The organism is Pacificoceanicola niger (genome assembly GCF_048553275.1).
Taxonomy (GTDB): domain Bacteria; phylum Pseudomonadota; class Alphaproteobacteria; order Rhodobacterales; family Rhodobacteraceae; genus Pacificoceanicola.
The window spans coordinates 1-15,056 of sequence record NZ_JBLZMW010000008.1 but is presented as its reverse complement, the minus strand read 5'-3'; the positions used below and the strand labels follow the sequence as shown (position 1 = coordinate 15,056).

General features: G+C 61.6%; 16 protein-coding genes. 10 read left to right on the top strand and 6 right to left on the bottom strand.

Annotation, left to right across the window (positions count from 1 at the left end; translation table 11 throughout):
• The first annotated feature begins 37 nt into the window (after window positions 1–37).
• The 4 genes from ACN2XU_RS11575 (at window position 38) to ACN2XU_RS11560 (ending at window position 4,375) form a co-directional block, all read left to right on the top strand.
• Entirely contained in the window at window positions 38–472 is a 435-nt protein-coding gene (locus ACN2XU_RS11575) for a DsrE family protein (RefSeq protein ID WP_419410600.1), read from the top strand.
• A 48-nt stretch (window positions 473–520) separates the two neighbouring features.
• On the top strand, window positions 521–1,798 hold the full coding sequence (gene soxC, locus ACN2XU_RS11570; protein WP_419410599.1) for a sulfite dehydrogenase: 1,278 nt from the start codon (window positions 521–523) through the stop codon (window positions 1,796–1,798).
• Complete coding sequence (locus ACN2XU_RS11565; protein ID WP_419410598.1) at window positions 1,782–3,044, top strand: c-type cytochrome; 1,263 nt, start codon at window positions 1,782–1,784, stop codon at window positions 3,042–3,044. Before soxC ends, ACN2XU_RS11565 begins: the two co-directional genes overlap by 17 nt.
• A gap of 416 nt (window positions 3,045–3,460) precedes the next feature.
• On the top strand, window positions 3,461–4,375 hold the full coding sequence (locus ACN2XU_RS11560) for a cation diffusion facilitator family transporter (protein WP_419410597.1): 915 nt from the start codon (window positions 3,461–3,463) through the stop codon (window positions 4,373–4,375).
• 3 nt (window positions 4,376–4,378) lie between these two features.
• Here ACN2XU_RS11560 and ACN2XU_RS11555 read toward each other — a convergent pair whose 3' ends face one another.
• Entirely contained in the window at window positions 4,379–5,584 is a 1,206-nt protein-coding gene (locus ACN2XU_RS11555; RefSeq protein WP_419410596.1) for an FAD-binding domain-containing protein, read from the bottom strand.
• A gap of 173 nt (window positions 5,585–5,757) precedes the next feature.
• Here ACN2XU_RS11555 and ACN2XU_RS11550 point away from each other — a divergent pair, with 173 nt between their 5' ends.
• The 3 genes from ACN2XU_RS11550 (at window position 5,758) to ACN2XU_RS11540 (ending at window position 8,248) form a co-directional block, all read left to right on the top strand.
• Window positions 5,758–6,393: an ATP-dependent Clp protease proteolytic subunit gene (locus tag ACN2XU_RS11550; RefSeq protein ID WP_419410595.1), complete on the top strand. Its 636-nt coding sequence runs from the start codon at window positions 5,758–5,760 to the stop codon at window positions 6,391–6,393.
• Window positions 6,394–6,549: 156 nt separating this feature from the next.
• Window positions 6,550–7,815, top strand: a complete 1,266-nt coding sequence (gene clpX, locus ACN2XU_RS11545) for an ATP-dependent Clp protease ATP-binding subunit ClpX (protein WP_419410594.1) — start codon at window positions 6,550–6,552, stop codon at window positions 7,813–7,815.
• Window positions 7,816–7,885: 70 nt separating this feature from the next.
• Window positions 7,886–8,248 (top strand): RidA family protein, encoded by a 363-nt coding sequence (locus tag ACN2XU_RS11540; protein ID WP_419410593.1) that lies wholly within the window; start codon window positions 7,886–7,888, stop codon window positions 8,246–8,248.
• On the opposite strand, the gene ACN2XU_RS11535 is transcribed toward ACN2XU_RS11540, so the two are convergent.
• On the bottom strand, window positions 8,249–10,033 hold the full coding sequence (locus ACN2XU_RS11535; RefSeq protein WP_419410592.1) for an FkbM family methyltransferase: 1,785 nt from the start codon (window positions 10,031–10,033) through the stop codon (window positions 8,249–8,251).
• Window positions 10,034–10,199: 166 nt separating this feature from the next.
• Between ACN2XU_RS11535 and ACN2XU_RS11530 the strand changes: the two genes are divergently transcribed.
• From ACN2XU_RS11530 to ACN2XU_RS11520, 3 genes are read left to right on the top strand one after another with little or no spacing between them, the layout of a single operon-like run.
• Window positions 10,200–10,583 carry an NADH:ubiquinone oxidoreductase subunit NDUFA12 gene (locus ACN2XU_RS11530; RefSeq protein WP_419410591.1) on the top strand — a complete coding sequence of 128 codons (384 nt, stop codon included), beginning with the start codon at window positions 10,200–10,202 and terminating at the stop codon, window positions 10,581–10,583.
• Window positions 10,580–11,032, top strand: a complete 453-nt coding sequence (gene mlaD / locus ACN2XU_RS11525) for an outer membrane lipid asymmetry maintenance protein MlaD (RefSeq protein WP_419410590.1) — start codon at window positions 10,580–10,582, stop codon at window positions 11,030–11,032. The genes ACN2XU_RS11530 and mlaD overlap by 4 nt, the downstream gene beginning before the upstream one ends.
• Complete coding sequence (locus ACN2XU_RS11520) at window positions 11,029–11,397, top strand: DUF2155 domain-containing protein (protein ID WP_419410589.1); 369 nt, start codon at window positions 11,029–11,031, stop codon at window positions 11,395–11,397. Before mlaD ends, ACN2XU_RS11520 begins: the two co-directional genes overlap by 4 nt.
• Here ACN2XU_RS11520 and aat read toward each other — a convergent pair.
• The 4 genes from aat to ACN2XU_RS11500 form a co-directional block, all read right to left on the bottom strand.
• Window positions 11,361–12,008, bottom strand: coding sequence for a leucyl/phenylalanyl-tRNA--protein transferase (gene aat / locus ACN2XU_RS11515; protein ID WP_419410588.1), 648 nt, complete (start codon window positions 12,006–12,008; stop codon window positions 11,361–11,363). The genes ACN2XU_RS11520 and aat overlap by 37 nt on opposite strands.
• A gap of 3 nt (window positions 12,009–12,011) precedes the next feature.
• Window positions 12,012–13,361, bottom strand: coding sequence for an acetyl-CoA carboxylase biotin carboxylase subunit (gene accC, locus ACN2XU_RS11510; RefSeq protein WP_419410587.1), 1,350 nt, complete (start codon window positions 13,359–13,361; stop codon window positions 12,012–12,014).
• A 10-nt stretch (window positions 13,362–13,371) separates the two neighbouring features.
• Window positions 13,372–13,854, bottom strand: a complete 483-nt coding sequence (accB, locus tag ACN2XU_RS11505; RefSeq protein WP_419410586.1) for an acetyl-CoA carboxylase biotin carboxyl carrier protein — start codon at window positions 13,852–13,854, stop codon at window positions 13,372–13,374.
• A gap of 368 nt (window positions 13,855–14,222) precedes the next feature.
• Window positions 14,223–14,591, bottom strand: coding sequence for a hypothetical protein (locus tag ACN2XU_RS11500; RefSeq protein ID WP_419410585.1), 369 nt, complete (start codon window positions 14,589–14,591; stop codon window positions 14,223–14,225).
• Between the last annotated feature and the right edge of the window lie 465 nt (window positions 14,592–15,056).

Genomic DNA, 15,056 nt, shown 5'->3' with positions numbered 1-15,056 from the left:
GCCCGGGCCCGTCGATTTTCAGGAGGAGAACCGGACCATGAAACATATCTTTGTGACAGCAGCTCTCGCGGCAACCCTTGCAACCGGGGCGCTTGCCGAAGGCAAAACCCATCACATCGCCGTGCATGTGAACGATGGCGATCCGCGCGTGATGAACATGGCGCTGAACAATGTGGCCAACGTGAACAGCTACTACACATCTCAGGGCGACACGGTGGTGATCGAAGTGGTGGCCTATGGTCCGGGTCTGTTGATGCTTGTCGACGGCAAGAGCCCGGTGGCGGACCGGATTTCGACCATGTCGCTGGAGATCGACAGCCTGACGTTTGCCGCCTGCGGCAACACCCATCGCAAGATGTCAGAAAAGGCAGGGGCCGAAGTGCCTTTGCTGGATGAGGCGAGCATCGTGCCCTCTGGGGTCGTCCGTCTCGTGGACCTGCAGGAGCAGGGATACGCCTACATCCGGCCCTGAGCCGGGCCGACCTACCGGAAACATGCAATCTGAATTGTGGAGACTGGCATGAGCACTCAGAACAAGGGCGCGTCGCGTCGTCAGTTCCTGACTGGCGCGGCTGCGATCGGGGCGGGAACTGTGGCTGCTGGCGTGTCACGCGCCGCCGGGCCCGACCCGCTGATCACCGAGGTGCAGGAGTGGGCCACTGGCCTCGGCGATGGTGTCGATGCCACGCCCTACGGCCTGCCCATCAAGTTCGAAGACGACGTGATCCGCCGCAACGTGGAGTGGCTGACCGCAGATACGATCAGCTCGATCAACTTCACGCCGATCCACGCGCTTGACGGGACGATCACGCCGCAGGGTTGCGCTTTCGAGCGCCACCACTCGGGTGCAATCGAACTGGCCAAGAAAGATTATCGTCTGATGATCAATGGCTTGGTCGACAAGCCTTTGGTCTTTTCCTACGAGGATCTCGAACGGTTCCCGCGCGAAAATCACGTCTATTTCCTCGAATGCGCGGCCAACACCGGCATGGAATGGGCGGGAGCGCAGCTCAATGGCGCGCAGTTCACCCACGGCATGATCCACAACATGGAATATACCGGCGTGCCGCTGCGCACGATCCTCGCAGAGGCCGGTCTCGATGCCGCGGGCGATCTCAAGGACAAGTGGGTCTATGTCGAGGGCGCGGATGCCTCTTCGAACGGCCGCTCCATCCCGATGGAAAAGGCCTTGGACGACGTGCTGGTCGCCTTCAAGGCCAACGGCGAGGCGTTGCGCAAGGAGCACGGCTACCCGGTGCGCCTTGTCGTGCCCGGCTGGGAAGGCAACATGTGGGTCAAATGGCTGCGCCGCGTCGAGGTCATGGATGGCCCGGTGGAGAGCCGCGAGGAGACGTCGAAATACACCGACACGCTCGCCGACGGCACGTCGCGCAAGTGGACCTGGGTCATGGATGCGAAATCGGTCGTCACCTCGCCCAGCCCGCAGGCCCCGATCACCCACGGCCACGGCCCGCTGGTCATCACTGGCATGGCCTGGTCCGGTCACGGCAGGATTACTCGTGTCGACGTGTCGAAAGACGGCGGCAAGACATGGCAGACAGCGCGGTTGGCCAAGGATGGCGAGGATAAGGCGCTGACCCGCTTCTATCTCGACACCACGTGGAATGGTGAGGAAATGCTGCTGCAATCGCGCGCCATGGACGAAACCGGCTACGTTCAGCCGACCAAGGCGCAGCTTCGCGAGGTGCGTGGCCTGAACTCGATTTATCACAACAACTGCATCCAGACCTGGCATGTGAAAACAAATGGAGAGGCCGAAAATGTCGAAGTCTCTTAAGCTCTTTGGCGGCACGGCCGTCGGCCTCGTGGTTCTGGGAACCGCCGCCTACAACTTCGCCGACAGATCTGTCGCGGGGTTCCCGAAGAATCCGCCAACCCTCGCCGCGCTGCCCGCTCCGATTCCGGAGCCGGAAGTTCCGGTTCAGGCCGCCGCCGCGCCTTCAGCAGCGCAAGGCGCGATCGAAACCGTAGCGACCGATGGTGCAAGCGGCCTGTTGGTGTCGGCGGCCTATGCTGATGAGGCGAGCACCGGCACTCGGTTTGGCCTTGGCCGCGAGGCCCTGCCCGAAGAGGTCTCCGCGTGGAATCTGGACGTTAGCCCCGATGGCACCGGTTTGCCGGACGGATCGGGCAACGCGTTGGACGGAGAGGCGATCTTCGAGGAGAATTGTGCAGTCTGCCACGGCTCCTTCGCGGAAGGCGTCGGAAATTGGCCCAAACTGGCCGGCGGCGATGGTACGTTGGCCGATGCCGACCCGCTCAAGACCGTGGGCAGTTACTGGCCGTATCTGTCAACCGTTTTCGATTACGTGCACCGCTCCATGCCGTTCGGCAATGCGCAGTCGCTGTCGAACGATGAGGTCTACGCCATCGTCGCTTATATCCTCTACTCCAATGATATCGTCGAGGATGACTTCGAGCTGTCGAAGGCGACTTGGGGCGATGTCGTGATGCCCAATGCGGACGGCTTCATTGTCGATGACCGCGCAGAGACGGAATACAGCATCTGGCGGACCGAGCCTTGCATGGAAAACTGCAAGGACAGTGTCGAGATCACCATGCGCGCCACGGTTCTGGATGTGACGCCGGAACAGGAGGGGGCCGAGGCCGCCGCCGCGCCGGGAGAAGAGGCCGAAGCGCCGCAGGCCGCTGCAGAGGTTGCGGAGCTCGCCGCAGTCGAGCCTGCCGCCGCCGCAACTGCTGCGCTCGACCCCGCGCTTGTTGCCGCGGGCGAGAAGGTCTTTCGCAAGTGCAAGGCCTGTCATCAGGTGGGCGACAGCGCCACGAACCGCACCGGGCCGCAGCTCAACAATGTGGTCGGTCGCGAGATTGGCGGCGTCGAAGGCTTCAAGTACTCCGGTACGCTGGCCGAGATGGGGGGCGCATGGGATGAGGACAGCCTGCACGCCTTCCTCTCCGACCCGCGCGGCTATGCCAAGGGCACCAAGATGGCCTTTGCCGGGATTCGCAAGGAAGACGAGCTCGATGCCATCATCGCATTCCTGAAGTCCGTCTCCCAGTAACCTGCGATTTTCTGCGCCGATCAGGGGCCGGGGCGTTCAGTTGCCTCGGCCTTTTCTGTGCGTCCTCCCTCCGCCGGTTCGGGAAAGACGCTTGAGGTCTGGAATCCCACAGTTTTCCCAACTCGCAATTCGTCGCATTATCGAATCGTGGCCTGCTGCGATCGCCTCAGGGCGTGTCTTGGTGAATGCTGGGCCGGAACGTGAGTGTGAGTGGGAGACGATATGTCATTTCGGTCTGGAATTGTGATCCTCGGAGCTATGTGCGCGCTCGCCGCCGCCTTTGGTCTCTTGCCTGCCTGATTTTGTTGCGCGGGTTCTCATGGGTCGGCAGGGCATGAACGGAAGGCCCGGCTGAATGTGGCCTTTCATTCGCGCGAATCCTTGACGTTCGCCAGCGAGTTCGGCCCATTGGGCGCATGCCACACGATCATCATCACATCGACCCCGAATCCGGCGACCGCCGCGTTGCGGCTGCCGTCGGGGTCAACATGCTTCTCACCGTTGCGCAGGTCATTGGCGGGGTGCTGTCCGGCAGTCTCGCCATGATCGCCGATGCATTGCACAACTTCAGCGATGCGATCAGTCTGATCATCGCTTTCTGGGCGCGCAAGATCGCCCGGCGTCCGGCGGATGCCGACATGACGTTTGGCTATGGCCGTGCGGAACTGGTGGCGGCGTTGGTCAACCTGACGACGCTGATCGTGATCGGTCTTTACCTGATCTACGAAGCGATCATGCGCTTTTTTGCGCCCGAGCCGGTGACCGGCTGGCTGGTGATCATCATAGCCGGTGTGGCGCTGGTGATCGATCTGATCACGGCGGCGCTGACCTACAGCATGTCGAAAGACAGCGTGAACATCCGCGCCGCGTTTCTTCACAATCTGGCGGATGCGCTTGGCTCGGTTGCGGTGATCGGGGCAGGGACGCTCATTTTGCTGTTTGGCTGGACCTGGGTCGATCCGGCGGTGACCCTGCTGATTGCCGGTTATATCCTGTGGATGGCGTTTTCCGAGATCGGCGGCGTCGTGCGTATTCTGATGCTCGGAAGCCCGCCTCAGCTTGCCCCGGATGCGGTTCTTGCCACGGCGGGCGGGGTGGACGGTGTCCTGGAGTTGCACCACGCGCATCTTTGGCAGCTCGACGAACACCGGGCCTCGCTCGAAGCGCATCTGGTTATCGAAACCGGGTCATGGGGCCGTGCGGATGCCATCAAGGATGCGGTAAAGCGGCAGCTCATGGAGATCCATGGCCTGTGCCATGTGACGCTTGAGCTGGAATGCGCCCGGCACCGCTGTGACGACGCGCTGCCAATCGGACATGCTCCGGGCTGAACGCTAGGCGGCCTGTTTGCCTGCCATCTGGTGCAGCAGGTCGGGGATGCTTTTGTTGAACTTGAAGAACCCCGCCGTGGCGTGGGGCCACGTCAAAAGATCAAGCGGACGCAACGGCTTGATGACGGGAATATCATCGATGGCATTCACGATATCCGCGACTGGCCCGACCGGGGCATAGGGTGTCACGATCTGCTGCGCACCGACCTGCCGTGCCCAAGCGCTGATTGCCTCGGCATTGCCCAGCCCGTGCGAGACCGGCCCGATCAAACCATCGCACCGCGCGCAGGCGTTTTCGATGGCGGCCCGTTTCCAGGCGATCACATGCGGCGACACGGCCAATGGTGTCAAACCGGCATGGCCGCTGATCGTTGCCGTCGCCACAGGGGACAGTCCGCCCATGAGCAGCCAGTTTGGCGAGAGGTCATCACTGTGCAGGATCAGTGCGGTCGGCACGGACGGATCAAAGGATTGTTGTACCGGCGGGGCGATGCGCTCTGGCACTTGGGGGCCATCGACCGGCGTCGCTTTTGTCGCGAGGGCGCTGGCCTCCGGTGAAAATCTGCCTTCCGTGAAAGTCTCGATGTTGTCCGGCCGGGCCAGGTAGGTCTTGCCGGGGGTCTGAATGCCTGCAACCCACCGCCACGACAGCGTGTTGGAGGCCGGATCGCCATCGACAAGATGCCTCAGGAAGAAATCGGCGCCCAACTCCCACGGCAATTGCAGGGTAAAGATCCAGATCGAGGCAAACCACATCCGGGTGTGGTTGTGCAGGTAGCCGCGCGATGTCAGCTCTTTTGCCCATGCGTCGAAACAGGCGATGCCGGTTGCACCGTTGCAGGCGGCCTCCCAGCGCGCGCGCAGACCTTCTTGCGTGGCGATGTCGTCCAGATGTTGAGAGAGCGCGTGTTGATATTGCCTCCAGACGCCGGGCCGCAACTCCAGCCAACCCTTCCAATAGCTGCGCCAGAGCACTTCCTGGACAAATTTTTGTGCTTCACCGGCCCGGTGCCGGGCCAGAACCGCCTTCAGGCACTCTTCTTCCGTAATGACGCGGTGCCGCAGGTATGGCGACAGGCCTGAAACGTCGCTTCGCGCGTCCGGGCCAGGGTCATAATTGCGCCGTTTCACATAGTCGCTGCCCGCACGCGGGGCAAAATCGGCAAGCCGTGCCAGGCCGGCCAGACGCGTCGGTGGAAAATCGTTCAAGACCCGCATGCAAACCCTATCGCTCTGCTTCAAGCCTTAAATAGCACAGCCTGCAATCGCGACAAGAAAGGTGATTTTTCCAGCGCCCCTTGCGGGTGTCTGGGGGCAGTAATAAGACTCTGTAAACCCCTAGGCCTTAGGCATCCACAAAGACACGAACAGGCAGGTCCCCGATGAAAGATCCGATTGACGTCTATATGAATACCCTCGTGCCGATGGTGGTCGAACAGACCAGCCGCGGCGAACGCGCTTACGATATCTTCTCGCGCCTGCTGAAGGAGCGGATCATTTTCGTGAACGGTGCCGTGCACGACGGCATGTCGAGCCTGATCGTCGCGCAGCTGCTGCACCTTGAGGCGGAGAACCCGTCCAAGGAAATCTCCATGTATATCAACAGCCCCGGCGGTGTTGTGACCTCGGGCCTGTCGATCTATGATACCATGCAGTACATCAAACCGAAGGTGTCCACGCTCGTGATCGGGCAGGCGGCCTCCATGGGCTCGCTGCTGCTGACGGCCGGCGAGGGCGGCATGCGCTTCTCGCTGCCGAACAGCCGCATCATGGTCCACCAGCCGTCCGGCGGCTACCAGGGGCAGGCGACGGACATCATGATTCATGCCGAGGAAACGCTTAAGCTGAAGCGTCGCCTGAATGAAATTTACGTGAAGCACACAGGTCAGACGCTAAAAGCGGTTGAGAGTGCGCTGGAACGGGACAACTTCATGGATGCGGAAGACGCAAAGAAATGGGGTCTGATCGATGAAATCGTGACCTCTCGTGAAACCGGCGACGCAGAGACCGGCAAATAAACAGAGTGTCTCGCCCGATCCACGGGCGAGACCAACTTTCGGATTGCTCGCCCCATTTGCCTGCCATAAGCTGTGTGGAACGGGGCGGTCAGTGCGAAATTACGGTGCGTTCTTCGATCCGATCCGCGGACGGAGGGCGGCCAGGAAAGGTGCAAAATGGCGACGAATTCAAGCGGTGACAGCAAGAACACTCTTTACTGCAGCTTTTGCGGCAAGAGTCAGCATGAGGTGCGCAAGCTGATCGCCGGCCCCACAGTGTTCATCTGTGATGAATGCGTCGAGCTGTGCATGGATATCATCCGCGAAGAGACAAAGGGCGCAGGCCTGAAGGCTTCCGAAGGTGTCCCGACCCCGCGCGAGATTTGCGATGTGCTCGACGATTATGTGATCGGACAGTCCAAGGCGAAACGGGTGCTCTCGGTTGCGGTTCACAACCATTACAAGCGGTTGAACCACGCGCAGAAGTCTTCGGATATCGAGCTGGCGAAATCGAACATCCTGCTGATCGGCCCCACGGGCTGCGGCAAAACCTTGCTGGCGCAAACGCTGGCGCGCATTCTCGATGTGCCGTTCACGATGGCCGATGCCACCACGCTGACCGAAGCCGGTTACGTGGGCGAGGATGTGGAAAATATCATCCTCAAGCTGCTTCAGGCGTCGGAGTACAATGTCGAGCGCGCGCAGCGCGGCATCGTCTATATCGACGAGGTCGACAAGATCACCCGCAAGTCGGAGAATCCCTCCATCACCCGTGACGTGTCGGGAGAGGGGGTGCAGCAGGCTCTGCTCAAGCTGATGGAGGGTACCGTGGCCTCCGTCCCGCCGCAGGGCGGCCGCAAGCATCCGCAGCAGGAGTTCCTGCAGGTCGACACGACGAACATCCTTTTCATCTGTGGTGGTGCGTTTGCCGGTCTGGACCGGATCATCAAACAGCGCGGCAAGGGGTCCGCCATGGGCTTTGGTGCGGATGTGCGTGACGACAGCGAAGCGGGGATCGGTGAAACATTCCAGGAGCTTGAGCCGGAAGATCTGCTGAAATTCGGTCTGATCCCGGAGTTCGTCGGTCGTCTTCCGGTCGTGGCGACGCTTGAGGATCTGGATGAAGACGCGCTTGTCACCATCCTGACCCAACCGAAGAACGCCTTGGTCAAGCAGTATCAACGGCTCTTTGAAATGGAAGACACCGAGCTTTCCTTCACCGACGACGCGCTGACCTCGATCGCCAAGAAGGCCATCGAACGGAAAACCGGCGCGCGCGGCCTGCGCTCCATTCTGGAGGGCATTCTGCTCGATACCATGTTCGAATTGCCGGGCATGGACGAGGTGACGGAAGTCGTGGTGAATGATGAGGCCGTCACATCGGAAGCAAAGCCGCTGATGATCTACGCCGATCAGAAGAAAGAAGGCGCCTCGGCGAGCTGAGGTTGTCTTCGTGTGCAACGGATTGTAGGGCGGGGTTGTTGACCCCGCCTTTTTCTTTGGAAGTGGGACAATGATCAGACGAATCTCATCCGGCGGACCGTTCGAAGAGAAGATCGGATATTGCCGTGCGGTGGTGGCAGGCGGTTTCGTACATGTGGCCGGGACTGTCGGCGCGGGCGATACGGTCGAAGCGCAATGCCGCGCGGCGCTTGATACTATTAGCAAGGCCCTTGCCGAGGCCGGCGCGTCCTTTGCCGACGCGGTGCGCGTCACCTATTACCTGCCCGATGCCTCCGAATTCGAGCGCTGCTGGCCGATGCTCAGCGAGCGCTTCGGAAACAATCCCCCGGCGGCCACGATGATCGTAGCGGGCCTGATCGACCCAAAGTACCGTATCGAGATCGAATTGACCGCGCTCGCCCCGGCGGGCTGATCAGCGGGCATCCCGAGTACGGACCTGAACGGAATAGTCCGGTCCTAACGTGGTCTGCACCTCTGCCTCGCTCAAGGCTGGCCACACGGGGCCGGGGGCGAGAAATCCGTTGCGGACCAATCCCGCGTGCAGCACGGGCATGTCGGGTTCCCCGATGGCCAGCCGTGCGCGGCCGGATGGACCATGCTCCCAAACCCGGCGCAAGGTATTGAACAAAAATGGCTGTTTTCCGGAAAAGCTGCGAAGATGCGACAGGATATGATCCGTGGCGACAGATTTTCGCCGCGCGATCACACCGACTTTTTGATCCGGGGTGCAGGCAAAGGCATAGACGTGAAGCGCCGAGCCTTCGCTGGCAAGAACCTGCCGCGCCGCCTTGTAGCGCGCGATCTGCACGGCAAGGTCATGTTGCTCAGGATGGAAAATCTCGTAGCCCTGTTCGGCCAGATACGCCTCGATCCGACCTTCGCCCAGCAACGCACCACGACTCGGCCCAAGCGCGCTGCGTGAAATATAGAGCTTATCCAGCCCCTCCGGCGCGATGTCCCGACCAAATCGCCCCTGTATAAAGGCCCGGAAAGTTGGCGTTCCGGCGCTGATCTCTCCAAGCCCAAAACCTTGCCCCGGCACGATGAGCCGTTCGATACGGGCTGCCGGATGCACCACCTTGATCGGCAGGTTGAGTCCAAGCACCTCGAAAAATGCCCGCTGAAATGGCTCCAGATCTGCGACCGGACGGTCCCGCCGTGGGATGAACACGATACCGTCCGGCGCGCGCTTGAGGTGATCCAGACCCCAGAGGCGGCAACTGCTCTCCACGATGAAATGCGCGAAATTTGTCCAGAGCATTCCGCCCCAGAGCCATGTTCCGGCGATCTGCTCCACCGATTCCTGCGGTGCGGCGAATGGCAGGTTGAGCCTGCGCCGATTGCGCCAGAGCGGCGCCTCCGGAACGTCCTGTCCGCGCGCTGTCATCACACCCGACGGCACAGCCAAGCCGCGCATTGCCGGTGCCTGGATCAACGCGGCGGGGATCACCCTCAGACTCTGGGACCATCCGCCGTCCGGGCTTGGCGGCGCGGTCATCTGCTGCGAGGGGGCCACCGCGCGGGTGCAGGTCCAGACAAAGCGCGTGGAAACCGCATCGACCTGCCGGAAGCCGTTGCGCCGCAGGATGTCCTTGCAGGTCTTGGCGCCTTCGGTCCCGTACACGGTGGGATGAAACTCGATGACTACGGCGCGGATGCCCGAAAGATCAGCGTCTCTCAGCAGCGCCAGTTCGCCGCCTTCGATGTCAATCACCAGCACAGTCGGGCGGAATTGATCGCGCACCACGTCAAATCGCTCGACATTGACGGAAACCGCCCGCGTTTCGCGCGCCTCATGGTCGATCAGGGATGAACCAAGGAAGGAGTTTCGCACATAGAAGGGGATGTGTTCGGGCGCATCCGGCGTACTGAGCAGCACCGCGTTCCGAAGCGTGATCCTGCTCTCCAGCGCGTTTGCGGCGTAAAGCCTCCTGATATGCGGGATCAGAGCCGGGTTCGCTTCGAAGGACAAAATTGCCTCCGGCCTCGCATTCGCTGCAATCACCGCGCCCACGATGCCGAGGCCCGCACCCAGTTCCAGCACACGATCGTTAGGGCCGATCACCGCCAGCGCCCCGGCGATTTCCTCCCGCTCATAGCGAGAGTCCGCGATCCGGCGGATGCGGGTGTCGGTCAGAAATGGCGAGGGTGGGACGCGCACCCCCTTGCATTCCACCGCCGTGGCGATCTCGGTCATTGCTCCGCCTGCTCACTGCTCTTGGGAAATGCTAGGAGAAGCACTTGCAATGCGCCAGATTTTTTCCCGGATCCTGCCACGCAACGGGCCGCCTGCGGCACGTCGGACACTGGACGCCGCGCCCGCTTTTCGCCATACAGGGCAGCAAGAGACACAGGAGTCGTCCATGGGCATTCTCAACACACTTCTCCGCGCCGTGACCTGGTGGAACGGGCAAACCCTGAACACCCAGATCTACACCTGGCGCAACGGCAAGAAGGTCGGCGAGGATGAGCAGGGCAACATCTTTTACCAGACCGAAGATGGCAAGCGTCGCTGGGTGATCTACAACGGTGAGGCAGAGGCCAGCCGCGTATCCCCCGACTGGCATGGCTGGCTGCATCACACTTTTGATGATCTGCCGACGGAAAAACCGCTGGCGCATAAACCTTGGGAAAAGCCGCATCATGAGAACCTGACCGGGACGCAGCTGGCCTATGCGCCTGCGGGCTCCCTGCGCCGGGTGCAGCCTGCCGATCGCAGCGACTACGAGGCATGGAGCCCCGAATGAGTCATTCGACCACCGAAGTGCTCGTGGGCGGCGGCGTGTTGGCCGCCGCTTTGGCGTTTGGCCTCTATGCGGTTCAAAGCGCGGGCTTCGATTTCAGCGGCGGTGAGTATCCATTGCGTGCATCCTTCCGTTCGCTAGAGGGGGTCAGCGTTGGCACCGATGTGCGGCTTGCCGGGGTCAAGGTGGGCACAGTCACGGATATCGACCTGAACCGCGAAACCTTCCGCGCCGACACGGTCGTCAGCATTCGCGATGGTATCGAAATCCCGGACGACAGCGCCATTATCGTGGCCTCTGAAGGGTTGCTGGGGGGCAATTTCATCGAGATCAGCCCGGGCGGATCGCCCTTCAACTTTGAGTCCGGCGATGAAATCCTCGACACGCAAGGTGCGGTCAGCCTGCTGTCGCTCTTGTTGAAGTATGTCGGCGGCGGGAGCAGCAGCGAATGAGACTTCGCGCGCTGATCACGGCTTTGGTCGTGGCTTTCGGTTCGGGGCCTCTCTCGGCTCAGGAGACGGTCAACCCCGGCACCGGTGCGGTTTTGCGCGTTCTCGACAAGCTGAATGCGAAGGTGTCCGACGTTACTTTGGCAAACGGGCAGTCGGCTCAGCAGGGTCTGATTGAAATCGTGCTTGGCGAATGCCGCTATCCCGTCGGCAACCCGGCTGGCGACGCCTATGCCTTCATCACGATCCGCGAGGCTGGCATCGCGCAGCCGGTGTACCGTGGCTGGATGGTTGCCTCGTCACCGGCGCTCAATCCGCTTGATCACTCGCGTTACGACGTTTGGGTGATGCGCTGCACTACGTCCTGACCGCAGTCCGCCAGCGGCGCGGAAAGCAGGTCTGCCTCCTTTTCCAAAGCCTCGGCAAGTAAAGCGCGATAGCCGCCGCGCGAAATCTCGATTCCTCCGAGCGATGCCAGATGTGACGTCACGAATTGCGTGTCAAAGAGAGTAAAGCCGCAGCGCCGCAACTGATCGACCAACCAGGCCAGTGCGATTTTCGAGGCATTGGTGCGCCGCGAAAACATCGATTCCCCGCAGTATGCCCGCCCGACGGTCACACCGTAGACGCCGCCGACAAGATCGCCCTCCATCCAGACTTCAAGCGAATGCGCGTGCCCGAGGCTCTGCAACCGGCTGTATAGTTCGGTGATCTCTTCGTTGATCCACGTCTCCGGCCGATCCGCGCAGCCTTCCAGAACGCCGCGAAAATCCTGGTTCAGCGTGACCGTGTAATTGTCCCGCCTCAGGGCGCGGGCGAGACTGCGCGAGATGTGAAAACCGTCCAGCGGGATGATCCCGCGTCTGCGCGGATCAACCCAGAAGATTTCCGGATCGTCGCGGTGCTCGGCCATCGGAAAGATGCCCGAGCGGTAGGCATGTAGCAGCAGGTCAGGGGTGACGCGATGCTCGTCGGCCATGGATCAGTCGAGACCCCCGGCCTCCAGCCACTTCTCCAGCCAGTGAATGTTGTACTCGCCGGTGTGGATGTCCTTTTCCTGCAACAGGGCGTGAAACAGCGGCACAGTGGTGTCGATTCCATCTACGATCAATTCGCCAAGCGCCCTGTTCAGACGCGCTAGAGCTTCGGGTCGGTCGCGGCCATGCACGATCAGCTTGGCAATCAGGCTGTCGTAATAGGGCGGGATCGAATAGCCATCGTAGAGCGCACTGTCCATCCGAACCCCCAGACCGCCGGGCGCATGAAACGCCGTGATCTTGCCGGGACAGGGGGAGAATTTCGGCAGCTTTTCCGCGTTGATCCGAACCTCGATGGCGTGGCCGTTGATCGTAAGGTCTTCTTGCCGGAACGACAGTTTCTGACCGGAGGCGACGCGAATCTGCTCGCGCACGAGATCCTGCCCGAAGATGGCCTCCGTAACCGGGTGCTCAACCTGTAGACGGGTGTTCATCTCGATAAAGAAAAACTCCCCATCCTCGTAAAGGAATTCGACCGTCCCCGCGCCAGAGTAGCCCATCTCGCCTATGGCCTTGGCACAGATGCCGCCGATATGAGCGCGTTCTTCGGGCGTGATGGACGGGCCGGGGGCCTCTTCGAACACCTTCTGATGGCGGCGCTGCAAGGAACAATCCCGCTCCCCAAGGTGCACACCACCGCCTTGGCCATCGCCGAACACCTGAACCTCGATATGGCGCGGCTTTTGCAGGTATTTCTCAATATAGACTTCGTCATTGCCGAACGCGGCCTTTGCCTCAGAGCGCGCGGTCATGAACGCCCGCTCCATCGACGCGTCATCCTTGGCCACCTGCATTCCGCGGCCACCGCCGCCGGCCGTGGCCTTGATGATCACGGGATAGCCGAATTCCGCGCCGATCCTCTTGGCGTCGTCGACTGTCGCAACACCGCCTGCGGAGCCAGGAACCACCGGAATTCCCAAGGCTTTCGCGGTTTCCTTGGCAGTGATCTTGTCCCCCATGATGCGGATGTGCTCGGCGGAGGGGCCGATGAAGGTCAGGCCGTGATCTTCGACGATCTGCACGAAACGCGCGTTTTCCGACAAAAAGCCATAGCCGGGGTGGATCGCCTGGGCACCGGAGACTTCACAGGCCGAAATGATCGCGGGGATCGACAGGTAGCTTTCGGAGCCGGGCGCAGGGCCGATGCAGATCGTCTCATCGGCCATCCGCACGTGCATTGCGTCGGCATCCGCAGTGGAATGCACAGCGACGCTGGCAATGCCCATTTCACGGCAGGCCCGAATGACACGCAGGGCGATCTCGCCGCGGTTGGCGATCAGGATTTTGTCAAACATGCCCAGACCCTTATTCGAGGATCACAAGAGGGGCGCCGTATTCGACGGGTGCGCCGTCTTCGACCAGAATCCGCTTGATGGTACCCGCACGTGGCGCGGGAATGTGGTTCATGGTCTTCATGGCTTCGACGATCAGCAGCGTATCGCCTTCCTTGACGGTGGTGCCAACGCTGATAAAGGCCGCCGCGCCGGGCTCGGCCTGCATATAGACGGTGCCCACCATCGGAGAGGTCACGGCGCCGGGATGGGCCGCAGGATCTTCGGGCAGGGTTTCTGCCGCCGCGCTGGCTGCCGGGGCTGCGGCGGGCGCCGCGTATTGCAGGGGGGGCGAGGCAACCGGCGCCTGCGGCTGCATGCGGCTGACGCGCACGTTCAAGCTGTCATCTTCGCCGTAGTCGCGTTTGACCTGCAACTCGGTCAGATCGTTGTCGCGCAGTACGTCCGCCAATGCCTTGATGAAGGCGACGTCCGCCTCGTGGTTCTTGTTGCTCATGCGATCCTCACCAAAATTCCTGAGCCGTCGGTTCTGCGCTAACGGCCTGACTGAGGGGCTTATAAGCCAAGCATCGTGCGGTGAAAAGCCGCGTGGTAGGGGAAAAGCGGGAAGGGGCGAAAACCGGCGGTGAACGCCCGACTCGCGGGCAGGACATCAGGGTGTTGTGGTTCTTGATGGCGCGTCGCCGCCGGATCGAGGGCATTGCCGCTCAGAAATGGTGACCTTTCAGCACGACGGGCCGACGTCCGTCGGGGCCGCCCCGGTCAGCTGCATGGAAAACGGCATCGCGCGCCGCGCGGTGATACACGGAGCGGTAATGGGATTGATACGTCCGTGCGCTGCCCGGTTGCGCGGGCGGACGGATGTCACACCGCGGCCCGCGCCAGGGTAGAAGCTTCTTCATAGCCGTTTCGCGCCGTTTGTTTGATGGCCTCCGCCTCAGCTCCCGCTCTATTCTGTCCGGGCAGTTCGGTGCCGGTCTGTGCCTCCTGGCGTGCCTCCGGAACCGGGGGGCGTTTCGCGTCCGGGAGCGCCGCGCCCGGCTCATCTGCATTGGGATCGGACTCGTCCGGGGCAGCATCGGCAGTCGCTGGTTCGACGTCGGTGTCCTCCTCTGGGCCTTTCTTGTTGGCCTGCTCGTCGAGCATTTGGGAAATCTTGATCTGTATGATCGACGGTGGGGCGACATGGGTGGCCGGATCAGGCTCCGCTTTCGTGCGCCATTCCTGCGGCATCGGCGGTGCTTGGCGCGTGTTCGAAGAGGCCGCGCCGTTGGACTGGCTGAGCGGCTGCACCCGTTGTTGCGGAGTCGTTTGTTTCTGAGCGCCCGGCAAACCGAGGGGGTGTCCCGTGGCCAAGGGCGCGATCCATGCTGGAGTCGGGCCTGCGAGTAGCATTGCTATGCTCCGTCCTGTGGGCCCCCACCCGAGAAAGATAACATATTTCTAAGACTATCGCAGCGGGTTCTCTAAAATTGAAAGCACTTTGGACTTTTGTGGTTAACCTCGTCTGAGGTTCTGTAGCGGGCAAGCAAGACGTTTTGGTTCAGCTGGCCGCATGCGCAAAACGGGAACGGCGGACCGTCAAGGCCCGCCGTTCTGTTACTTTTCAGTGTCTTACTTGTGCATTCTGTTATCGATGAGGTCATCGACGACGGATGGGTCGGCGAGTGTTGATGTGTCGCCCAATGCGCCGTAGTC